Annotated in this window: 16 protein-coding genes; 7 read left to right on the top strand and 9 right to left on the bottom strand. The window is 44.9% G+C overall.

The annotated features are described in order from the left end of the window. Positions 1-17: 17 nt before the first annotated feature. Positions 18-1,010: a DNA cytosine methyltransferase gene (locus tag Q3W13_RS24460; RefSeq protein WP_302868554.1), complete on the bottom strand. Its 993-nt coding sequence runs from the start codon at positions 1,008-1,010 to the stop codon at positions 18-20. A gap of 326 nt (positions 1,011-1,336) precedes the next feature. Between Q3W13_RS24460 and Q3W13_RS24465 the strand changes: the two genes are divergently transcribed. The 6 genes from Q3W13_RS24465 (at position 1,337) to Q3W13_RS24490 (ending at position 5,241) form a co-directional block, all read left to right on the top strand. After that, positions 1,337-1,693, top strand: a complete 357-nt coding sequence (locus tag Q3W13_RS24465) for a hypothetical protein (protein ID WP_302868555.1) — start codon at positions 1,337-1,339, stop codon at positions 1,691-1,693. 18 nt (positions 1,694-1,711) lie between these two features. Continuing rightward, positions 1,712-2,083 carry a hypothetical protein gene (locus tag Q3W13_RS24470; protein WP_302868557.1) on the top strand — a complete coding sequence of 124 codons (372 nt, stop codon included), beginning with the start codon at positions 1,712-1,714 and terminating at the stop codon, positions 2,081-2,083. A 374-nt stretch (positions 2,084-2,457) separates the two neighbouring features. Beyond that, on the top strand, positions 2,458-3,081 hold the full coding sequence (gene msrA / locus Q3W13_RS24475) for a peptide-methionine (S)-S-oxide reductase MsrA (protein ID WP_302868560.1): 624 nt from the start codon (positions 2,458-2,460) through the stop codon (positions 3,079-3,081). Positions 3,082-3,097: 16 nt separating this feature from the next. Continuing rightward, positions 3,098-3,619, top strand: coding sequence for a peptide-methionine (R)-S-oxide reductase MsrB (msrB, locus tag Q3W13_RS24480; RefSeq protein ID WP_302868561.1), 522 nt, complete (start codon positions 3,098-3,100; stop codon positions 3,617-3,619). A 247-nt stretch (positions 3,620-3,866) separates the two neighbouring features. Beyond that, the gene (locus Q3W13_RS24485; protein WP_302868562.1) at positions 3,867-4,295 is read left to right on the top strand and encodes a GNAT family N-acetyltransferase; all 429 of its coding nucleotides are present in this window, start codon (positions 3,867-3,869) and stop codon (positions 4,293-4,295) included. Positions 4,296-4,344: 49 nt separating this feature from the next. After that, positions 4,345-5,241 (top strand): DMT family transporter, encoded by an 897-nt coding sequence (locus Q3W13_RS24490; RefSeq protein WP_302868564.1) that lies wholly within the window; start codon positions 4,345-4,347, stop codon positions 5,239-5,241. Positions 5,242-5,253: 12 nt separating this feature from the next. On the opposite strand, the gene Q3W13_RS24495 is transcribed toward Q3W13_RS24490, so the two are convergent. Beyond that, positions 5,254-5,427, bottom strand: coding sequence for a DUF3606 domain-containing protein (locus Q3W13_RS24495; RefSeq protein ID WP_302868565.1), 174 nt, complete (start codon positions 5,425-5,427; stop codon positions 5,254-5,256). Positions 5,428-5,808: 381 nt separating this feature from the next. Here Q3W13_RS24495 and Q3W13_RS24500 point away from each other — a divergent pair, with 381 nt between their 5' ends. Continuing rightward, positions 5,809-6,138, top strand: a complete 330-nt coding sequence (locus tag Q3W13_RS24500) for a hypothetical protein (protein WP_302868566.1) — start codon at positions 5,809-5,811, stop codon at positions 6,136-6,138. A 73-nt stretch (positions 6,139-6,211) separates the two neighbouring features. Here Q3W13_RS24500 and Q3W13_RS24505 read toward each other — a convergent pair whose 3' ends face one another. The 7 genes from Q3W13_RS24505 to Q3W13_RS24535 all read right to left on the bottom strand — a co-directional run bounded on the left by Q3W13_RS24505 (position 6,212) and on the right by Q3W13_RS24535 (position 23,954). Next, a complete protein-coding gene (locus Q3W13_RS24505) occupies positions 6,212-9,895 on the bottom strand; it encodes a two-component regulator propeller domain-containing protein (protein WP_302868567.1) in 3,684 nt (1,227 codons plus the stop codon). A gap of 164 nt (positions 9,896-10,059) precedes the next feature. Next, complete coding sequence (locus Q3W13_RS24510) at positions 10,060-13,638, bottom strand: VCBS repeat-containing protein (RefSeq protein WP_302868568.1); 3,579 nt, start codon at positions 13,636-13,638, stop codon at positions 10,060-10,062. 129 nt (positions 13,639-13,767) lie between these two features. Beyond that, the gene (locus Q3W13_RS24515) at positions 13,768-15,504 is read right to left on the bottom strand and encodes a RagB/SusD family nutrient uptake outer membrane protein (RefSeq protein ID WP_302868569.1); all 1,737 of its coding nucleotides are present in this window, start codon (positions 15,502-15,504) and stop codon (positions 13,768-13,770) included. Positions 15,505-15,527: 23 nt separating this feature from the next. Next, positions 15,528-18,734, bottom strand: a complete 3,207-nt coding sequence (locus Q3W13_RS24520; RefSeq protein WP_302868570.1) for a TonB-dependent receptor — start codon at positions 18,732-18,734, stop codon at positions 15,528-15,530. 305 nt (positions 18,735-19,039) lie between these two features. Beyond that, positions 19,040-20,041 carry a family 43 glycosylhydrolase gene (locus Q3W13_RS24525; RefSeq protein ID WP_302868572.1) on the bottom strand — a complete coding sequence of 334 codons (1,002 nt, stop codon included), beginning with the start codon at positions 20,039-20,041 and terminating at the stop codon, positions 19,040-19,042. A gap of 5 nt (positions 20,042-20,046) precedes the next feature. Continuing rightward, on the bottom strand, positions 20,047-22,524 hold the full coding sequence (locus tag Q3W13_RS24530; protein ID WP_302868574.1) for a glycoside hydrolase family 95 protein: 2,478 nt from the start codon (positions 22,522-22,524) through the stop codon (positions 20,047-20,049). Positions 22,525-22,586: 62 nt separating this feature from the next. Next, on the bottom strand, positions 22,587-23,954 hold the full coding sequence (locus Q3W13_RS24535; protein WP_302868575.1) for a glycoside hydrolase family 27 protein: 1,368 nt from the start codon (positions 23,952-23,954) through the stop codon (positions 22,587-22,589). Between the last annotated feature and the right edge of the window lies 1 nt (position 23,955).

A 23,955-nucleotide genomic window follows, 5' to 3' on the forward strand; every position in this document is an offset into this window, starting at 1 on the left:
TTAAACACTGACTGCAATTATGCTGCAAACTGTGACGACTTTTCCTTCAGGTAACATTCTTTTAGAGCCAGTGCCATTTTAAAAGCCAGAAGCGGGGGTACCGCATTGCCTATTTGGTTAAACTGACTGGTTTCAGCCCCTGTAAAAATGAAACTGTCAGGAAAACTCTGAAGCCTTGCAGCTTCTCTTATTAACAGTCTGCGACGTCTGCCATCGGGTAACTTAACTCTGTGCATATCGCCAGTAGCTCCGGATAAGTTCCTGCATGTTAAAGTGCGAGACGGTTTGTCAGTATACAGGTCTCTGGGATTTATGCATTTAGAGGCTTTTTCATATTTTGCGATATAGGTGTCTTGAGCTGATGTTAAAAATTTACTTTCAGGTGGTGTTGTACTCATTATGTCAAAGATGGCATCACCCACGTTATATCTTCGCATCTCCTGCCTCGGGAATTTGAAATCTGAGTTATGCCCAATTAAGAACAATCTCTCTCTGTTTTGCGGGACTCCGTAATTTACGGCATTAAGAAGTTGATAATTAGTTTTATAGCCAAGTTCTTCCAGTTCCTTTACAATTAGTTCCAAATACCATTTGTTTGAATACAGCAGTCCTCTGACGTTTTCAAACAAAAAGACTTTAGGCCGTACCTTTCTAATTGCATCGACAAAAAAAGGAAACCCATTCCTTGCATCATGAATGCCATTTTGATTTCCCCCCACACTGAATGGCTGACAGGGAGGACCACCAATTACGATATCCGCAGAGGGGTATTCGGTGTCTAATGTAAGTTTTTCAATTCTGCAATCTCCAGTCAAATTCTTTTTGTAAGTATTAGCCGCATCAGGATTCATTTCAAAACCGATAGTTTCAAATCCGGCCGCTTCAAATCCGAGAGCCAATCCTCCGCATCCTGCAAACAAATCAAGAACTAATTCTTTCTCCGTTATTTTAGGAATCAGTGACTGATTAATTAAATTAAGATAGCTCATGAAATAGAGTGCTTTCTGCAAAAGTAAATAATTATGCTAATAAAAGTAGCAAAATCTTATTTCATAATTGCTAAGTTAAAAATAAATGTAATACCAAATGATCCTGAATCTTAACAATTATAAAAAACAAAATCTGAATTAACTAAAATGGCATCTCCTTGTTCACGGTTATAAACTAGCTAAAATAAGTTCAACAGTCAATTTCCTTAGGCGTCCGCATCCCTCCATCCCCCAAAACAAACGAACACCCCAGTAAGACCCGTAGCCTTAACCTGGTAAAAAAATTCTCCACACTGTTTTAATTGCTAAAAATATTAGCATAAATTTGTATTTCAATAATACAGCAAATGGAGGCATACAAGGTATCGGCAGCAGGTAATTTTACATTGATAGCGCACCCGGGGCAGGCATTTATAGTGAAGGTTTACCCGGTTAACCAGCGGGGCCAAAAGCCGGGCGCAGCACTGCTGGAGGGTACGCTTTACAGGGAGGAAGGCAGCTTTGTACAGGCGGGTACGTATGTCTTCGAGGCGGTTACCCAATACTTTGAGCCCGCAGGTGCAAACATCAGCCTGGAGGATTTTAAAAGCGCCGCTGCCTTTTATTTTACATCGGTACTGCAAACGGAGCTGTACCTGATAGGCATACCGGCAGTATCGGCACTTTGCCCCAGGGAAATGCAGGTTTTTGAGTTCGAGCGTTAAGCGGTAACCGTTTGCAAAATGAATACCTGTAACGAAGGACTCAATTATTTTTTAAAGCGCAAGCTGGTATTGTGGATCAGCAAGCGGCCCAAGCTGTTTAACAACATCCGCTCCGGCTCGTTCAACAGTGTTTTAGAGGTAAACCCCACGCAGGGCATTGTGTTTTATCTAGGCTGTTTTGATGGCAGGTTCCTCACCAGCTATTACCACGGCCCTTACTTTGAAAACAATGCACCGGCCTTGCTCAGGCAATTAGCCGCCGTAATAAGCGAAGCCTCCGCCGAAATAGAGGGCGAAGAGTTCCGCATAGCCATAACCATAGCCCTGCCTCCCCGCAGCCTGAAAAAGATATTAAAGGTAGAGAAGGGGATCTGTTATTTGCAGGTTTAACAAAGCGTCCGGGTGTTTGCTTTGCTGTTTCATCCCTAAACGGACGGACGCTTTAACTTGTAAAAGACGGGTCACAACGTGTAAATAATTTGAATCCGGATTGATTGTCATTTCCGGGCATACTCATTTGGTTAAGTCTCAAAGTTAAACCTGTTTGCTGATGGTACTTACATGACGAAGCCGATTGTTCAGCAAAGAAAAAAATCTTTAAACGCTCCGTAAGGTTTTGTCACTAACCTGCGACAAAGCTATTACACCGCCCGCGTGGAGAAATTGATAAAACTTAGCGGCAGGTTGATGTTCAGGTTTGTCATAACGGTATCAAATAGCCTGATTTGAAAATTTCACGGGAATTATTTGCGTTAGTTAGGAATATGAAGAAGATAATTTGTTTACTATTGATTTTATCTGCCGGTTATGGTTGCTTTGCCATGTCGCCGGTAAAGGAAAAAACCGCTAAGCCAAAACTCGATACCGCTACATTTGCAACCGGTTGTTTCTGGTGCACCGAAGCGAAGTTTCAGCAATTGAACGGCGTTGTGAAGGTGACTTCCGGCTTTACAGGCGGCCATACGGTGAAACCTACCTACGAACAGGTGTGTACAGGTACCACCGGCCATGCTGAAGCTTGCAATATCGTATTCGATCCATCGAAAATAACCTACGACGAGCTGATAGAAGCGTTTTTTGTGGCGCACGACCCAACCCAGCTGAACCGCCAGGGAAATGACGTTGGAACTCAATACCGTTCAGCGATATTTTACCACAACGCGGCCCAGAAGCAAAAAGCTGAATATTACATTGCAAAGCTAAACCAGGAAAAGGTTTATAAAAATAAAATAGTTACGCAGGTTGTGCCCTACACAGTGTTTTATAAAGCAGAGGGTTATCATCAGAACTATTATAACCTGAATGGCAGTCAGCCTTATTGTAAGTATGTGATACAGCCCGAATTGGAAAAGTTTAAAAAGGTTTTTAAAGATAAACTAAAGAAATAAATTATCCCGAATAGATATGAAACGAATATTAATATTAGCTGCAGCAATCGTATTCTCGGCTTCCGGTGTATATGCCCAGCACTTAAAGTCAGCAAGAGGGCACGAAAATAATCCCTACTACTCTAACACGGATACAAAACATCTGAATGTTAGCAATGCTGAATGGAAGAAGATTTTACCTCCAGACTTGTACGCAACCGCCCGCGAGGCTGCAACCGAACGCCCGTTTACCGGTAAATATTGGAATGCGGATGCTAAAGGAACGTATTATTGCGCCGTTTGCGGTAACGAGCTTTTCCGGTCAACAGCCAAGTTTGCCAGCGAATGCGGCTGGCCAAGCTTTTATCAGCCGGTGCGTAAAAACAGCGTAATCTACCGGGCCGATAACTCGTATGGCATGGAGCGTACAGAAGTGCTTTGTGCAAGGTGCGATTCGCATCTCGGGCATATTTTTGATGACGGCCCTGCGCCAACGCATAAACGCTTTTGCATGAACTCTGTCTCCCTGGATTTTGAGCCGGGAAAATTGGGAATATAAACCAGGTGTAGTTCTTTGATGAATTAAATGCTAAATTCTGATTGCCGGTAATTTATATGCTATGTAAATACAAGTAACGATCGTGTTTGGTACTGTTCAGGGTTATAGGTTTTGCCGGTAACCCTTTGCCTGATGTAAGCTGTCTTTCTTACTTTATGAACTTTCCAGCCTTTTCTGACTCACTGCTTGTATTATTCCGCGCAACGTTATAACTTGCTAAGCAATACTATCGTCCCAATAATTAATTATGGCTACTGCTGAAATTGTTTACTCACGCGAGTTAACGCTTCATTCCGAAGAATTTATAGATGTTTTAAAGCGGAGCACGCTTGCTGCCAGGCGGCCTGTGGATGATACTGAACGGATGAAATGCATGTGCCAGAACGCTAATTTAATCGTTACGGCGCGTAAGGACGGTAAGCTGGTTGGCGTAGCCCGCTCACTGACTGATTTTATTTATTGCACTTACCTTTCGGATCTGGCGGTGGATGAAAGCCTCCAGAAACAGGGCATAGGCACCCGGCTGATAGCTGAAACAAAAAAGCTTACCCCGCAGGCAAAGCTTATTCTGCTGTCGGCGCCGGCGGCCGTAAACTATTATCCTAAAATCGGGATGACGAACCATCCTCATTGTTATATGCTTGATGACGTAAACGATTTAAAACTTACGCATTAAATATTAGCGAAAGCTCAACCGCGCTAAATAACCAAAAGCGCACTAATTAATGAAGAAAGCATTTATTTTACTACACGGTGCTGTGCTGCTTGCGGGCTTTACCGGCGTTTTTGGCAGGCTGATAACGTTAAATGCGGCATTGATCAGCTGGTACAGGTTAATGTTTTCAGGTTTGCTGTTGTTGGTAATACTGGCTGTAACCGGTAAATTGGAGAAAATACCATTCAAGGATATTGCGCGAATCGCTTTTGCCGGTGCATTCCTCGGACTTCATTGGGTTTTCTTTTATGCAAGCATCAAATATGCCAATATCTCGGTAGGGGTGGTGTGCTTTTCACTGACCAGTTTTTTTACTGCCATTTTTGCGCCGCTGCTTAACCGCAAGAAATTTTCGGTAGCCGAATTATTGTTAAGTGCATTAACCTTATGCGGCATCGGCTTGATTTTTGGCCTCGATGCTACCTATCGCACCGGTATTTTACTGGGCATCATATCCTCTATATTGGTTGCGTTTTACACGGTTTTTAACGAGCGGATAGCCAGGGAATTTAAAAGCGAAACGATAACGTTATATACCATGCTTGGCGGTTTCGTGGGCGTGAGCATTGTTTTGCCGGTTAGCCTTTATATATTTCCGGCGGCGGCTTTTCTGCCTTCAATTCCCGACCTGGCTTATCTGCTCATCCTGGCGCTTGCCTGCACTGTTTTATTGTACCTGATGGTCACTCAGGCTTTGCGGCATATTCCGGCTTTCACTGTTAACTTATCGTTCAGCATGGAACCGTTATACAGCATCGTGCTCGCTATATGGCTTTTTAAGGAAAACAGGGAACTATCAGCCGCATTTTACTTCGGCCTGGGCTTAATTGTGCTTTCGGTTGTTTTACAGATGTTTCGGGTGGCGGCGCAGCACAAAAAATTAAACTTCCCTGCGCCAAATCCCTAAAGTAGTTAACGATTATTTTTTCAGATATTTCTCAATCGCCGGCACCGAATTTCCTACAGCTTTTACAGCGCTTTTTAATTGTTCAGGGCTTACACCCAGTTTTGCCGCCCATATTTCAATTTCATAGTATTCGCTTGTATCGATAAGAAGAGGGTTATGTTTTGTTAAAGTACTTGTTGTTTCCATTTTATAGTTTTCAATTTCTTAGCATACAACAATTTAAATGTCGTTTGGTTTGATTGTTGTCTGCGCATTAAAATGTTTACCTTTCTAATTCAAATTATAAACTTATGAATTGCAGGATGAGCGAATACCAGATTGAATTTTATAACCTATCATCGTGGTAAAGGCAGTTAACCACAACATTAAGCGATAAGCTGCTTTCCTCCTGCAACGATTAACGGGGGCTGGTGAATAGCTATGTTTTATATACAGGATAGCAATGTGACGGAATAATGCGTGTGCAATTTAGCTTGAAAATCAAAAGTCAAAATAATTGCATGAATTGTTCTTCTGAATTTTAGTTATATTTGATTAACCAATAATAAACTTAACAACAGATTGCGTATGAAAAAGTATTTATTACTGTTCGCCCTTGTATTTTCAATGGGCGCTACATTTGCTGCCAACCGTGGCGACGAGCATTTAAAAGGCTACATAGATGACTCTATGTGTGCAGGCACCGCAACCCCTATGTGTACAGCCGCAACGCGCGCCACTTGCGCAGCCAAATGTATTAAAGGCGGAGCCAAAGCCGTATTAGTTGTAGATGGAAAAGTTTACAAAATTGCCAACCAAAAAGCTGTATTAAAATATGCCGGCAAAAACGTAACTGTTGACGGCAAAGTAACCGACGACACTATCGAAGTTACCAAGGTTACAGAAGTTAAATCATAACTTAATCTAAAAAAAAGAAAAGCTCCGGCTAAACATCGGGGCTTTTCTTTTTTCATAGATTTTCTGGAAATAGCTATTTCTTTTCGTCTGTCTGATTCACGGGTATAATAATTGTAAACTCGGTATACTCTCCCTCTTTAGAGTCGATATTTAATTTGCCGCCATGGCCTTTAACAATAATATCATAACTTAATGACAGACCGAGGCCTGTGCCTTGTCCTGCTGGTTTGGTGGTAAAAAATGGCTGCATAATTTTTTCCTTTATACTTGCCGGTATACCTATACCATTGTCCCTGATCCTTATTTCGATAGACCCGCGTTTATATAAGGTTATCAATTGTACCTCTGGCTTATAGCCATCCGGGTTTTTTAGCTTTTTCTGATGAACGGCATAGAAGGCATTATTGAATATATTCAGCAGTACGCGTCCAATATCCTGTGATATGACGTTAGCTTTCGGCAGGCTGGCGTGCGGCCAGGAAGTCATCTCCGAGTTGAACGATTTATCTTTTGCCCGCAAGCCATGGTAGGAGAGACGCATGTACTCGTCAGCGAGGGCATTTATATCCGTCAACTGGCGTTCACCTGTATTAGCGCGCGAGTGCTGCAGCATATTTTTTACGATGGCGTCGGCCCGTTTACCGTGATGGTTTATTTTTTCAAGGTTGAGGGCAAGGCTTTCTATCAGTTCAAGTTCCAGATCATGGTCGCGTACGTCTTTTGATTGCTCTTCCTTAAGCTCATCAATCATTTCCATGCTTACTTCCGCAAAGTTGTTTACAAAGTTCAGCGGATTTTGTATTTCGTGAGCTATGCCGGCCGTAAGCTCACCAAGCGACGCCAGCTTTTCGGTTTGCACCAGCTGCGATTGTGCATTTTGAAGCTGGTTTACTGCGTTTTCCAGGCTGTCGCGCTGCGCTTCGATTTCTTCTTTTTGATGCACCATTTCTTCTGTGCGCTGCTGGATTTTACGTTCCAGCTCCCGTTTGTCACGCACCAGCTGCCGCGATCTGAAATAACCTACAAACCATATACTGCCGGCAAACACGCAAATATAAAGTGCATACGCCCACCACGTTTGCCACCATGGCGGATTGATAATAAAGCTGAATTTTGCGGGTGCGCTCCACTCTGTATCCGCCGTTTTGCTCACCACTTCGAACTCATATTTCCCTGGCGACAGATTAAAATAGTTGCGGCTTGACGTTACATTTACTACCTCGTGCGCCTCGTTTTCGGCGCCATGTAATATGTAACGGTACCAGGTGGTGTCGCGCCGGTTCAAATTCTGGTTATTGAAGTGGAACTGGATAAAACTTTGGTCGTGCGGTAATTCCAGGTTTACGGGCAAATTGTACGCTCCTTTTACGCCCTTCCAAACGGAAGCTTTTTTTAACGGGTCGCTTAGCACTATCGCGGTCTTTACCGGTTTCTTCTTAACAGCTATCAACGTGTCGTCACGTTCAGCCAGTGTATCGCGGCCCTGAGCGTCGTACTGGAGACCGTCAATAAAATATCTTGGCTCGTCCATTATGCTGATACCTGTTATGGCTACAGGCAATACATATTCGTCGTCAGGAAGTTTAAGAAAGGTCAGGCCATCGTCGCCCCAGCAAAAAGTGCCGTCGCTGGTAAACATATTGGTGAACGATGTGCCCCTTTGGGTCTTTACAATCCCATAAGCCTGCCCGAAATATTTGAGGCGCCAGCCCTTTGAATCACTCCCATAAGGTGAAAGATTTATAATCCCGTTGTTTGTGCCGGCAAATAGCTGCTTATTGTGTTTCGAAAGTGATGTGATGCCTGTTAGCGAAAATGAGATTAAGCGATTGTTTTTCGATTCTACGTCATATAACCCTTTTGGCGTGCCGATCCACATATCGCCTTTAGCACCGGGTAATAGTATTTTAAGGCCATCGTTAATAGCCAGGCTCCACAAATACTGCAGGTTGGCGTCAATTTTATTAACCCCGGCGTCCCGGGTCACAATCCAGGTACTGCCCTCTGCGTCCGCCTTTATGTCGTCTATAAAATGGTCATCGTTCAGGCCTTCCTCTTTGCCAAGGTGTTTTACAGTTTTTCCGGAAACATCGTAAATATCAATGCCGCTATCTCCGCCTAACCACAGTCTACCCGAATTATCAGGCATTACTGAAACTATTGTTCTGCTTGTAAGACCACGGTTTTGGTCTATATGCGAAATGGTTTTGCTATCGGGATCGATGATATCGAAGCCATTGTTGGTACAAACAAAAACTTTCCGGTTCTGGCCGCTGATGGTTTGTATACTGTCATGTCCCAGGCCCTGTGCCCTGCCCAAATGCCGTGTACTGCGGTTTTTCAAGTCGACTATATCCAAACCGTGCTCGCTGCCGCGCCATATCAGTCCGTTTATGTCCTGGTAAACTGTGGTAATGCGGCCTTTCCCAACGTGTTCTTTTATAATCTTGTTGTTCGGAGTCAAATCCAGGCCATCGTTGGCGCCGATCCACATGGTACCTGAATTATCTTCGACTATTTTATGAATAAATGAACTCGCCAAACCGTCAGCAGTGGTAATAACACGCGATAAACGGGCAGCTGGGTCGATCACCTGTACGCCTTTATTGGTGCCAACCCAAATACGGTTTTTATCATCCTCAAAAAGGTTTACAGCTGCCGCGTTACGTTGGGCCACCTCGCTAACCGACTGGATCTTATTTTTGTTAAGGTCTACCGCATCAATCACGCCGTTGCTATAACCAATCAGGAGTTTGCCTTCATGATCGGTCATCATAGAAATCAGCGAGTCTGATGAAAGACCATCTTCTCTGGTGGCGTAGCGTATTTTTTTATTTTTAAGATCGATAACGTTAAGGCCCTCGCCGAAGGTGGGGATGTAAATGTTGCCGTCGTTTCCCTGTACGGCCGGGATTGTAGTAGTTTTGGTAAATAGCCCGTTCTCTTTATCTAAAAGCTTGATGGTTTTATTACGGACATCGATGATATCAACCCCGCCCTTGTTATAACTCACCCATATCCGCTGCTCATCGTCCAGCATCATTCCGAACACTTTATTGCTTTTCAGACCGCTGCTTGCTTTAAGCTTTTTTAGTATACCTGCTTTAATGTCCAGTACCTGTATGCCACCATTGTATTCACTCACCCAAATGCGACCCTGTTTATCCTGCAGTATCCCCGATGTCCCATTCTCCATCGGCCCGGCCACAAATTGCTGCAGATTTTCGCCATCATAACGGTACAGCGCCCTGAATGTGGCAATCCATAAAAAGCCATCTTTATCCTTATAGAGATATGATATGCCTGCCGATGTCAGTTCAGGAATTTCGCCAAGCTCGTAAATCAACTGACTTGAATTTTTAATGCGTGCCGGGACAGTGCGAATGAGCTTTGGCTCCGGCAGGATAAAATCCTTAAAATTCAACGGTTGGATAGATAGCTTTTCAATGTCAAAATTGTTAGCCTGCAACGAATTTATATTGAATAGCTTTTCGATAACAGGCTTGCTAAACGGCCTGAAGTCGGACGAATCAAAACTGCTTACCGGAAGTTTACCGATATCAAGGCTTTGTACCGAAGGGCTGGCAGCAACGGTTTTAATGGCCGCCCAGTTTAGCTTTTTAGGCTTACTTAGCTCCAGGGTTGATGTATCGGCATCACCAAACTCTGGGCGTGAAGGCGCCAGCGATGTGGTAGAAGAGTTTTTACAGGAAGCGATAGCGAACAATGCTATTGCCCAAACAAAAATGCGTTTCAAGTTTAATTGCACCTATTCTATATTCATGGCTACCACAAATGCGATTGTTCAGCCCCTTTGTGATAAAAGTGATGCGTAAATATATGAATTAGTGTTTAAACTTAATGCGCGGTGGCAATCGGGATAGTAAGGCTTTCGTAAATTCAATACAGCGTTTTGAACTGCTATTTTATCATTCTTGATTGACCCTTGTTATCATAAATCATAATACTAGCTATGTTATTATCCACCTTAATAAAACGTCCGGATTGCGACAAAAAAGATGAGCCATAGTAAAACTCCTGCTTTATTATACTGCCGTTCCTGTATTTAATGAGTGCATAAGCATCTCCCGGTTTAGCCTCAATGGTTTTAGCCTGTTTATTCAGCTTAAAGATCTTCAGCGAATCTTTATGCTGGCTCGCAGCCAACAGTATATTGCCATTTTTGTCACGAAGCTTAACCAGCGCTTTGCCATTGCCGGGAATATAAATTCCGCTTTGCATTATACTTAAGGGTTTAAAATTTCCTTTACCATCGCCTTTAAGCAGCAGGCCATTAAACGCGTCGTAACGGCCGATTCCCACATCTGTGCCATAATCGTTACCGCATAAGACGACGTCAAGATTGCCGTCGCCGTCAAAATCACCAGTTTCCATGCCGTCAAGCGCCGACACTTGCGCCTCTACCGGTAACGGTATTAATGTGAATCTCCCATTCCCGTCATTCCGTAAAAAGCAAGATTTAAGCATATTCGCTTTAACTTTCTGGCCTCCTTGTCTTTGTTCCGGTGATAAGATATCATCCATTGTTGCCATGGCGAATGATTTGTAATTGGTGTATTTTTTCTTCAAGCTTATCATTTGCTTGATGAGGTCTTCGCGGCCCTGCACCGGAAATTCTTTTTTTTGTCCATCCTGGGCAGCAATAAAATAGGATGGTATAGCATCGTAAGCGCCATTCTTGTCAAAATCGCCCGCGGTAACATACACCGGGTACCGGTCGGTTGGCTGGAATAGTGTATTTTGCCCGGTATTGCCGATGATGTAATCCGTGCGTCCGGTATGCCTGAAATCGCCTCCTGTAACAGAATTCCACCAGCCCGGCTTATCGTTTACGCCTGTCGTAGCGGTGATGTCTGTAAACTTTCCATGGTTGTTTTTCAGGAAGGTAACCGGCATCCACTCGCCCGCCAAAATCAGGTCCTGCCAGCCATCATTATCAAAATCGGTAAACAGGGCATCGCACACTAAACCGGCATTGATCAGGGCAGGGGCCACCTGCGCTGTAACATCGGTAAATTTTGCGCGGCCATCTTTACTATCATTCCTTAAGATAATACTTGATACCGGCTTAGGGTAATTCCAGGGAGATACGCGCCCGGATATAAAAAGGTCCAGCTTCCCGTCCTTGTTGTAATCGCATGCTTTTACGCAAAGCTTGCTGGTGAAATTAGACGGCAACGCATCAGTCGCGATCTTAAAATCCCCTTTGCCGTCGTTAATGTAAAGCCTGTCCTGGTAAGCGGGGCTGTTTGGTGCATCCTCATAGCCTCCGCTTGCCACATACAAATCTAATTTACCATCGCCGTTGGCATCAAAAAGCACCATTCCTTCATCGGTAAAGTGTTTATATGGATCGTTTTTGATAGAAAGCAGGTCCCGCTGCCTGAACTTGCCGTTTGCGAGTTGTAAAAATACCTGGGCCTGGATGTTGTTATCACCTCCAATGATCAAATCATCAAGGCCGTTGCCATCTACATCACCAACCGCCAGGGCAGGGGTATATTCCGAAAACTTATGTGGCAGTAATTTTTGTATGTTGAAGTCGACAAAATCTGCCTTTTTGTTTTGATAATGGATACCAACTGAATCGGTTACTTCCTTAAACCACGCATTAAAATCAATTTCCGGCAATTTTATAGAATAGCTGTCTTTCGCATCGGCGATATTTACTTCCAGCTTTTGATCAGCCTTTACATTCAGCAAGGTTTGTTTTTTACCCCCCGGCCACTTAACTACTACCGAGTCTAGTTTATTTACTTTGCCCAAACCAAAATGTGCGATAGCCTGCATTGTCGACAGGTAGCCGCGATAAGGGTCATTTTCAAAGTTCTGGTGTTTGTTTTTGTCGTAATAGATATCGACGAGCGCGCCGAACCCGTTTATATTTTGCTTATCGCCTTTAAAAGTTATTTGCAGGTAATGAGTATCGTCCTTGTTTTTGTCGTCGTCTCTCGATGTATTGCGGTAAACCAATGCCTCGTCATCGATATTGCTGATAATCATATCCATGGCGCCATCGTTATCCAAATCAGCGTAAACTGCCCCGTTGGAAAAGGTTGGCACATTAAGGCCCCAGCTTTTACTTACATCGTCGAAAGTTAAATTCCCGTTGTTCAGGTAGGCATAATTATCCAGCTTAACCTCGGGAATTTGCTCCAGCACTTTTTGTTTGGATGTAACCGCATAAGCATCTTTACGGTAAATCATAAAGTCGTGGTCCGACACATCTTTACGATAACCATTGGTGATGACGATATCCCGATAGCCATCGTTATTAAAATCGGTCACCACCGGCGTCCAGCTCCAATCGGTTTGCGAAATGCCGCTTAAAAAAGCGGTTTCACTAAATACAGGGCTTCCGATATGGCCCAATTGCCCAAGCCTTGGTCCCTGGTTAATTTGCAGCGTATTCCGGATGTATTGGTATTGGTAATCATAAAAATCAAAGCTCTGGAACGTCTGGTAGCTGTTTGCCGTCATCATCATTTTTTTACGATAATTATCCGGCGGATTCATGTCCAGCTCAACCACGTCAGGCAGGCCGTCGTTATTAATGTCGATTACGTCCTGGCCCATGGAGTTTAACGAGGTGTGTTTAAAATATTCCTTTGAGCGGTCGGTAAATGTGCCATCGTGATTATTAATATAGAGTACGTTATTGCCCACAAAATCATTGGATACGTAAATATCTTTCCAGCCATCGCCGTTAAAGTCCACTGTGGTTGCGGCATGACTGTAGCCACTATAGGTTATGCCTGCCTGTTTGGAAACGTCATGAAATACCGGGTGATTTAATTTGGCATCCCAATCATTGCGGTAGAGCCGCCCCGTAAGCAGTTGCGGACCGGTTGCATTTTTTGAACCAAAGAGGCTTGGATTATAGCTGGCACTGGCATTATTAACTGAAAGGTACATATCCAGGTCGCCATCATTGTCGTAATCAAAAAAGCTGGCCATGGTTGATTCCGTGCCCGATTGCAGGCCGTATTCGAAGGCCATATCTTTAAAATGAGGGATGCCATTGTTATCCGGCCCCAGGTTAATATAAAGGATATTTCTCCGTCGTAACGAATCCTTGTAAATGGTATTGCATACATAGATATCAGGCAGGCCATCGTTATTTATATCGACCACTGCTACGCCACGTGCCCATCGGCCCATGCCGCCAACGCCGGCCTTATCAGTGATATCTTCAAACTGGAAGCCGCCTTTGTTGAGATATAGTTTACCGGACACCATGTTACCCGTAAAATAAATATCCTGCAGACCGTCGTTGTTAAAATCGCCTACACCAACGCCGCCGCCGTTGTAAACATTTACCAGGTCGAGGGGGTTAATGGAATCCGACTCGGTAATCAGGTTATTAAAATGGATATTTGAGTGCGATGAGGGTATTCTGTCAAACAATGTGTTTCGCTTTTTACATGAGAACATGAAAACAGCTATGCAAACTAAAGCGGTGAAGTAAAATTTATTCATGCAGGTATCGGGCTTACGGTAAAGTAATATACCTTTTAATAGCAGGTATAAGCAAAAAAGGCTTTCCCCAATTGGGGAAAGCCAAACCAAGATAACTAATTATTAATCAACTCTCATTACGAAAATTCTTTAATAGCCCGGATTTTGCTTCAGGTTCGGGTTAAGCCCTATAGCGCTTTGCGGGATCGGCAATATATCGCGCCCGGCAGGCATATCATTCAGCCATACGCCATGTGTTTTGCCATCACTGGTTGGCCCGTATGGAAATACAACCTGGTTAATGTTATTATTTGGAGATGCTGTGAGGTTGTAGTTGTTGTGTATGAACTGCGCTGCCACACCAGGCCCCGCGCGCCGTAAATCGTACATCAGCGAAAATTCGGCGGTAAGTTCATGCCGGTATTCGCTCAATACCATCTGCATAGGGTCGGTTATCGGGGCAGCCGGGCTGCCGTCAATGCGGGCGCCATCCTGCATTACAGCAGGGGCGGTTCCGCCAAAAGCACGGTCGCGAACCAGTTTAATATCAGCCATTGCGCCGGGGATATCGCCTGTATGAATCTTACATTCAGCGCGATCAAGCAAAATTTCGGCATAACGAAGCAATATCTGGTTTTGTGAGCCGAAGATGGTGGAGTTGCCGTTAGCACCGGTAAGGTTAGGATCCCTCCATTTCTTGGCGCAATAATAGCCCGAACGTGGCGTGCCATCAGTTCCATACCAGGGATGGGTTAAAGTACCACAGGTATTGATGATTTTACCATCATCGCCGGTATAGGTTGCACTACCGGCGGCAAAGCCTGACTGTACTACTGCGTAGCCTTTTATGCCACCCCATTTGGCGATAATGCCTGGGCTTTGAATTTCGTCCCCCGGGCCGATAATGGTAACGGCTTTGCGTTTGTCGCCGGGCTGATATGAATACCAAAGCCCGGGGTTGCCATAATCATAGCCGAAACCGCTGATCTCCTGTGGCCAGCTAAAGTCGTCAATCCAGGCAACCTCGCCGCCGGCCTGCCAGCCGCCATCCCAGCTTTGCGAACCGCTTACTTCAAATTGTATCTCAAACAGCGATTCGTCATTGTTCTGGTGATCAAATTCGCCCACATCAACAAAATTTGGCAGCAGGTGATAATTGTTGGTAAGCTCGGGGTTATTAAATGCAGCAAGGGCGGCAGTATAGTCTTTCAGCCACATTTGCGCAGCGCCTTCATAGCCATAGGCGGCGCCCTTGGTAGCCCGGCCCAGCTCACTGGCGGGCAGGGCTGTTTTTGATTGTAATAAGGTTTCGGCTTTCTTCATATCTGATACCACCTGCTTAAATACATCGTCCTGGCTGGCCCTTGGGGTTAAACCAGTAGTTACAGCATTTAATTCCAACGGTACGCCGCCGAAAGTGCCTGCAAGATAGTAATAGGTCATCCCCCGTAAAAAGTATGCTTCACCGGTTAAACGATCGGCCAACTCGGGGGTAACTATGCCTTTAGCTCTGGCTTGCTCAATAATGCCGAAGGCAGCGTTTGCACGGGCAACACCTATGTAGGCGTTGTTCCAGAAGGCCGGCAGCGCGCCGAAATCGGCAGGAATAGCGTAGTAATTCCAAACGATATCCGCACCATTGTTAAACCAATCGTGGGTGAGGAAGTTGGCATAATACCAAATGGATTTCTTCAGCAGATCGGCATTCTGGTAGGTATCGTATATACTGTTTACCAGGTTCACCACATCCTGCGATTTTTGAAAGGTAGCATCCGCCGTTGAAGAAAAAGTATTGGTTTGTTTCAAAAAGTCCTTCTTGCAGCTCAGCGGGAACATCAGTACCCCAAAGACAGCTATAAGAATGATACTCACTTTTTTCATTTTCATATCTTTAATTTTTTATAGTTCTATTATTTAAGGGTTACATTGATACCTATGGTATAGAATTTGGACGACGGATAAGTACCGTTGTCTATACCGTTTTGGGTTGCATTGCCCCCTTGAATACCGATTTCAGGATCCAGGCCTTTATAGCCTGTAATTGTAAACAGGTTCTGGGTCGAAAAATATAACCTCAGCTTGTTTAAGTACAGGCTTTTCGCTATGTCTGACGGCAATGTATAACCTACAGTGAAGTTTTTAAGCTTCAGGAAGCTGCCATTTTGTATCCACGCGCTCGAGGGAACATTGTTACCGGTAGCATCGTCATTTGAAGTGGCCCTTGCATAAGTATTTGAAGGATTGCCCGGTGTCCAGCGATTTTGATAATATTCCACGCTAACGTTCTCAACACCCACAAAGCCGCGATTCTGGAAGCTTTCCAAGGCGCTTTCCTGGTAGTCGAAAATCTTATTGCCATAAACACCGTAGAAATAAGCGTTAAAGTCAAATGCCTTGTAAGTAAGATCGAGGTTTAAACCACCGTAGAACTTAGGAAGCGGGCTGCCCAGGCTGGTTTGGTCGGTTGCGTCCACGCTGCCGTCTCCGTTCACATCTGCAAAATAACGGTCGCCTGGCGCGGTAACTGCCCTTTGGTAATATTGTTTGCCTTTTGCTACCGCTGCAGCATTTAAGGCATCAATTTGTGCTTGCGACTGGAATATGCCCAATGATTTATAGCCATAAAATTCGCCAACAGGCTGGCCTACATGTGTTTCGGTAAATGTTGACCAACCAATGCCCTGAACGCTTAAACCGCCAAAGTTGGTTACGAAGTCGGTACCTGAGGTGATGCTTGTTAGCTTATTATTTACTGTAGTGAAGTTTAAGCCGATGCCATACTTTAGATCGCTGTTGATGGTATGGTTGTAGTTGGCAGCAAACTCAAAGCCTTTATTCTGCATACTACCCACGTTGCGGGTAATATAGTTGTAGCCAGATTGAGCAGGAGCCGCAAGTAACAACAGAAAGTCTTTTGATTTACGGTTAAACCAATCGGCTGTGATGGTCAGATCACCGTGAATAAAAGCCAGGTCGGCGCCAATGTCGGTGATATAATCAGTTTCCCATTTCAGGTCAGGATTAGGCGGCTGAGTGGATGCGGTACCCTTTTGATATATCTTGTTGAAGGGATAACCCAAGTTGCCGCTGCTGGCCGCAGGTAAACCTGTCGAATACAACGCATCGTATTGAAACGGGTTGATAGAGCCCTGATTACCGACCTCGCCATAACTGCCCCTGAATTTCAGGTCGTCGATCCATGAAACATCTTTCAAGAAATCTTCCTGTTTAGCTCTCCATGCCACTGCGCCGGAAGGAAACACACCATATTGATGCCCTTCGTCAAACTTTGATGAACCGTCGCGGCGTACAGTACCGGTCAACAGATATTTATCGCCATATTTATAGGTTAACCTTGCAAACTGCGACTCAAAAGAATAAATGTTCTGGCCGTTACCCGTGTTTGACCCAACCGGGTTATTAGCATCCAGTTGCAGGTTGGTAACCTGCGATAGGTCGCGGATGATACTGTTCGGCGGGATACCGCTGCCACCCATCCCATTCCATGTATTTTTCTGTTCAGACACGCCGCCTACAAAATCGATGCTGTGTTTGCCAAACGTTTTGTTGTATGATATGGTGTTTTCCCACAACCACTCGAATGTTTGGTTAATGTGCTGATTATAAAAAGCATTTTGGGTTGCGCCTGCCTGGCTGCCATATTGCTGCACTAAACGGTCATCTTCTGGTTGAAAAAACGAGCCGGTAAACGTTGTGAGGTTGATACCCACAAAAGTTTTAATCTTAAGCCCGCTGATTATTTGCGCTTCAAGTGAGGTATTGGCCAATAAATAATTGGTTATATTTTGATACCTGTCGTTAGAAACTGTGTAAACCGGGTTGCTGTATTTGGCTACATAGGTATAAATCGGGTTATAGAAGCCATAGTTTCCTTTGCCGTCTGAGGGCAGGTTGGTAAACTTGTTACCACCATCAAGCGTTGGCGGAAGTTCGGATAACTGAACAAGTGAGCCTGTGCCGAACGGATTGTTTGAATCCTGGTAGCTGTATTTCGCGCTGGTTGATGATTTTAACCATTTAGTAGGCTGATAATCGGAGTTATTGCCGAGCGTTACCCTTTTAAAGTATGAGCCCAGCACTATACCTTTTTGATCATAATAGCTGATTGATGTGGCAGATTGTACCTTTTCGCCGCCGCCACGTAAACCTATACTGTAGTTTTGGGTGATACCTGTGCGGTACATTGCATTTTGCCAGTCCACAGTTGTTAGCGATGCCGGATCTTTCCATGCGTCAAAAGTCTGGAAGTTCCCGTTTGAGCCGGCGGCTACCTCATTGGCAAGCGTCGCAAATTGTTGTGCATTAAGCAGTTTGTATTCCTTCGGCCTGCTTTGGAAAGCTGTATAAGCGGTTACATCAACCTGTACACCGTCTTTTTTGCCTTTTTTAGTGGTAACAATAACCACGCCGTTAGCTGCGCGTACACCGTAAATAGCCGTGGCTGACGCATCTTTCAAAACGTCTATCGATTCAATGTCGCTTGGATTGATATTACTGATGCCGCCGCTGGTAGCATAGCCATCCACTACATATAGCGGACCGTTGCCATAGCTGGCCAAACTGCCGATACCACGTATCAGCACGCTTACGTTTGCACCAGGGGCGCCATCATTATTGGTGACCTGCACACCTGCGGCACGACCCTGCAAAGCCTGCTCGAGGGATGTAACCGGAACCTTAGCTATTGTCGCAGCGCTCACAGAACTTACCGAACCCGTCAGGTCTTTACGGGTAGAAGTACCGTAACCCACAACCACCACTTCCGAAAGTGAGCGGGTATCTGGCGCGAGTTTTGCATTTACCACCGAATTGCCGTTCACAGCTGCCTCATAAGTAATGAAGCCGATGTAGCTGAACACAAGTGTGGCATTGGCAGGTGCGTTAATTGAGTATCCGCCATTAATGTCGGTAATGGAGGCTGACTGTGTACCCTTAACTTTAACAGTTACTCCGGGTAGCGCAGCTCCATTGCTGCCGTCCGTAACTGTACCTGTAACCTTTCCGCTTTGTGCATAACCAGACAGGCTCATCACCAGCAGCGACAGGCTTAATCCGATTATAGCTACAACATTTTTAATTTGTAGTTTTTTAATCATAACTTTTTATTGTAAGGTTGAAATTGGTTTGTGGCGAACAGTGTTGCCGGTGTATAAACCGGGTAGCATACTATTCAATTAAGTAAATTTATCGCCCTTAAGCTGCAGCCTGTAACACAAATGTTAATGTTTATATCACAAATGTTAATCAGGTATTAAGTACCTGTTTAATAGATGATTACATATTTTTTCTAATAAAAAGGAAGGAAAAAAATACTCGTTTGAAAGTATTCAGCGATAGGAATGTTAAAATAATACCAGGTTACGGTATAATAACATAAAGGGTATTAAGACCCAAAAATTTGTTAACGTGCGCTCAGCGTAAAATTGCTCACGCCGGTTGGTTTAATCTTCAGAATATTTCCTTCCCGGTCAAATTTTAAGCTGTCTATACATAGTTCCCTTAAAACATACTTTTCTTTTTGGGGATGGATGCGATGATATAAAATGTAATACCGGCCTCTTTCGTTAAACACAGTATGATGGCCCGGACCTATGGTGGTGCTGTCGGCCGATGAAGAAATTATCGGGTCGTATTTTCCTTCCGTCCACGGGCCGAACGGCGTTTTGCTAACCGAGTACCGAACCTGGTAAGTGGGGTCAATGGCTTTGCCGTACGAATACATCAGGTAGTATAAGCCGTTTCTCTTCACCATGTGTGGCGCTTCGAAATAATGGGGCGGAGTAACGTCAACTGGCTTACCGTCAAAGGTTACCATATCCTTTTTTAGCTTTACGGCCATACAGTGCCCGTTTACCCAGTTAAAGCCCGAGCCCCAGTATAGGTAAGCCTGCCCGTCATCATCAATAAAACAATCAGGGTCGATGTTGTGTACTTGCGGATAATCTTTTGCCGATACAAGAGGCGTGTTATCTGCTTTGGCGTTTTTCCATGGCCCCAGCGGTTTATCGGCTACGCCAGCCCAAAGCTCGCTGCCTACGGCTACATATAAATAAAATTTGCCGTTTGCCGCTTTACGGATAGACGGCGCCCATACCATCGAATCGCCTGAGGTTGGGCTGGTGCATTGCTTTTTGGTAGGCCAGTTAATATGTTTTACCGAAAATGTTTTAAAATCCCTGGTTGCCAGCACGCCTAATTCTTCAGCGCCCCATGGGTCGATGGTGGCATAGATGTAATAAGTATCGCCGTCCTTAATGATGGTAGGGTCGGCATAATAGCCTTTTACGATGGGGTTTTTGATGAAATCTTTTTGGGCGTGGCACTTCTCTGTCAGCCCCAAAAGCATTGTTACCACAAATAAACAAAAAGAAAATTGCCGGGTACCGGTTTTTAAAACGCTCATATTTGTTAAACTCCTTTCCCTGTTATCAAATATTTCATTCCTTTTTTTGCAGCAAAGCTTATAACATAGCCATTGTCAGTTTTTTTAGGTCTGGCTGATATACCCGCCACAGTAACAGGCTGCGGCGTGCGGATAGTACACTTACCACCTGCTAATGCCAGCACACTCGCTTTGGTTATTTTTTTATCCTTCCAATTGATGCTTACCTCAAAATCTCCGCGGGCCTTTAAGCCTGAAACTTGTCCATCGGCCCAGGCATCAGACAAAGCAGGCAGCAGGGCTATTTCATTATTCTGGCTTTGCAAAAGCATTTCGATCATGCCGGCTAAACCGCCAAAGTTTCCGTCAATCTGGAATGGCGGATGCGCATCAAACAAATTGATATAGGCGCCGCCTCCGCCTTTATAGTTAGTACCCGGCTGATCAGTCACTCGCAAAAGGTCCCGTATCATTTTGTAGCTGTGGTTGCCGTCGAGCAAGCGCGCCCAGAAGTTAATTTTCCAGGCCAGGCTCCAGCCTGTCCCTTCGTCGCCGCGCAACTCCAGCGTCTTTTTTGCTGCCGTGGCCAGTTCAGGTGTTGTTACAGGTGATATCTGGTTGCCGGGGTAAAGCCCGAACAAATGTGACACGTGCCGGTGGTGCGGTTCAGGGTCTTCCCAGTCTTTATACCATTCCTGCAGGTTACCTTTTTTACCGATGTGGAATGGATACAGTTTTGCTCGCTTTTCGATGATAGTATCGCGAAAAGCCTTGTCTTCGCCCAACTCGTCTGTAGCGGCGATAATATTGTTAAACAGGTCGCGAATGATAGACATATCCATCGTAGTTGCAATGGAAACACTGGCCCGTTTGCCATTATCATCATAAAATGCATTTTCAGGCGATACGGAAGGCGCTGTCACCAGGTAACCATCTTTATCCTGCACCAGCCAGCCCAGGCAAAACTGAGCAGCGCCTTTCATAAGCGGGTAGGCGAAGTTCCTTAAATAATTCTTGTCTTTTGTAAACTGGTAATGCCACCACAAATGCTGAGAAAGCCAGGGCGAGCCCATCGTCCAGTTAGCCCAGGTCGGGTCGCCGTTGCCTCTGTCACCCACTGGATTCGATAGTCCCCATATATCGCTGTTATGATGTACTGCCCATCCATTGAGGTGGTAAAACTCTTTGGCTGTAATAGCGCCCGTAACCGAAAGATTTTTAATAAACGACAATAATGGCTGGTGCATTTCAGAAAGGTTGGCTTCTTCCGCGGGCCAGTAATTCATTTGCACGTTGATGTTGGTTGTATAATTCGAGCTCCATGGTGGTCGCAATTCTTTATTCCAGATGCCCTGCAGGTTTGCAGGTACGTCTTTAGTGCGCGAGCTGGATATCAGCAGGTAGCGTCCATACTGAAAATACAATGTTTCCAGGCCGGGGTCTTTAGTGCCGCTGGTGTAGCCGACTAATCTTTCGTCGGTGGGGAGAGAGGCATTGCCATTATCTGCCGGTTTTGCAAGATTGAACGACACCCTGTTAAAAAAACGATGATAGTCAGTTTCATGAGCAGCTAGCAGTGCCTGCCAGCTTTTCGCATAAGCCTTTTTTAAATAATTACCCGCTATCAGCTTTTCGTTTTTCCCTTCAGATAGCGGGCACTTATCAAACCCGTTAAAGCTGGTTGCGGCCGAAAGATAAAGTGTAACCTCGGTTGCATTTTTTACCGTTATCCCATTTTCTCCGGCCGACACCGTGCCGTCTGCATTTTTTGCTTTAAGCATAATTGCGAAGCGCATTCCCCGGCAACCGGCGCTGTCATTTTCCTGTATGGGGTTGGGCTTGTTTACATAGTTAGGCTCGACATGCGCAGGCGCACGGCCTGTTAAGACAATCTCGTTGGGCGATGTAGCGGATTGCTGGTATTTGAGCTGACATTTAGCGCCAACAATAAAGTTTAGCATGCCTTTTTTGCTGGCAGTCAGATGGATTGCAATCACCTGGTCGGGAGCGGAACTGATCACCTGCCGGGTGTATTCAACACCGCCTATAGTAAAACGTGTGGTTGAGATTGCGTCTTTAATATACAAATCGCGGTAATAAGCCGTAGCTACAGTATCTTTCAAATCCTGCCTGATGGTCAAATCTCCGAGTGGCAGGTACGATTCTGAATAATAGCCCTGCATCCCTTTTGCATAGTTGTATGCGGCGGCATAATCCGCATTTTTAAAAAGTGCCTCGCGTGCCAGCTGCAAATTTGCATAGGCGCCCGGGTTTACATTGGTCCGCACAGGGCCGCCCGTCCAAAAGGTTGCTTCGTTCAATTGTATCAGCTCCTGGCTAACACGACCAAAGACCATACCGCCAAGCCTGCCATTGCCAACTGGTAGCGCTTCTGTCCACTTATTGGCCGGCTTTTTATACCATAGCTTTAAATTATCCTGGCTATGGGCGTGGAAAGGAATACATATCGCCAGTGTTAAAATTAATTTTTTGTAGTTTTTCATAGATAAAATAGATAGGTATTAAAGCTTTTCGAAGTGGCATTTTGCATAAGCGAAAGTAAATATTACTTTGCCGACAATCGCAATAATACCGCACCATGCCTGTTTATTGTTTGCTGATAATCATTTTTATAAGAGCCAAAGTTTTGCTTTTTCCAAAGGTCTCTTACTGTTACCCGCCCTTTCAATCCAATCGAAGAAAAATCAATTTTGATATTTTTAGCGGTTTCCGAAAGATTAAACAAGGCAACATAAATATCTCCCGAGCCGCGTATAGTTGAATACCAAACCATGCTGTCGCCGTCCTTAAGATATAGTTGTCTTGGGTTTTGTCCACGCTGGTTTACCTGCAAAACTTCGTCATTACTTAGCAGTTTTAAATCTATAGGTCTGTTTTCCGGCATATTGCCGCCCATCATCAGCGGAGATTTGTAAATACACCAGAAAGTTATGTGCGTATACAGCTCGTCTTCTGTAAACCTACTGTAACGTTCGGGGCCAACCGGGCCGCGTTTAGAAAGCTTGCCAATCTGCAGCATGTCACAATCAGGCCAGTGCCCGGGGCCATCCTGGCCTTCCCAGTTTTTTGCATACTTAAACATGTGAAGCACCTGCTGCCAGTCGTCCCAAAAGTCATCGGCCATACGCCACATGTTAGCATTTTGTTTAACGTGCTCAGCTTCTTTAACCGGTGTTTCGCCCGGGGAGATACTCAGCACCATCGGCCGCCCGCATTGCTGTATCGCTTTTTTATAGCCTTCAATTTCTTCTTTGTGATACGGCCTGGCAATATCGTCAACCTTAATAAAATCCACGCCCCACGAGGCGTAAAGCTTTAGAATAGAATTCAGATAAGCCTGTGCGCCAGGCTTGTTCATATCTAAGCCATACATGTGGTTCATCCATGGGCAGGTTGAGGAGGTATCTGCAATCATGTCGGCGGTTATACCCGTTGCACCTAAAACAGGCGACTTACTCCAGACGGCTTGCCTTGGTATGCCACGCATCACATGTATGCCAAATTTCAGTCCCAATGAGTGAATATACGCTGCCAGCGGCTTAAACCCCTTGCCGCCAAATGCCGAGGGAAATTTATTAGGCTGCGGCGTCAGCCGGCCCCATTTATCCATTGTGAGCCAGGGGATATACGAACCGTCGTCGAGCCTTTTTTGAAACGGATTGCCAATGTTGCTGCCGGGAGGATTATCATACGACCAGAGAAAATCTACCACTATATATTGCCAGCCAAACTTTTTAAGATGGACAGCCATGTAGGCGGCATTTGCTTTTACTTCATTTTCATGCACCGCCGAGCCGTAGCAATTATAGCTATTCCAACCCATCGGGGGCGTTAAGGCCACCGTTTGGCCCGTAACCGGCAAACTACAGCCTATGAAGGCTGCTAACAACAGATTAGAAAGATGTTTTATCATG

It is taken from the genome of Mucilaginibacter sp. L3T2-6 (assembly GCF_030519355.1).
GTDB lineage: Bacteria > Bacteroidota > Bacteroidia > Sphingobacteriales > Sphingobacteriaceae > Mucilaginibacter.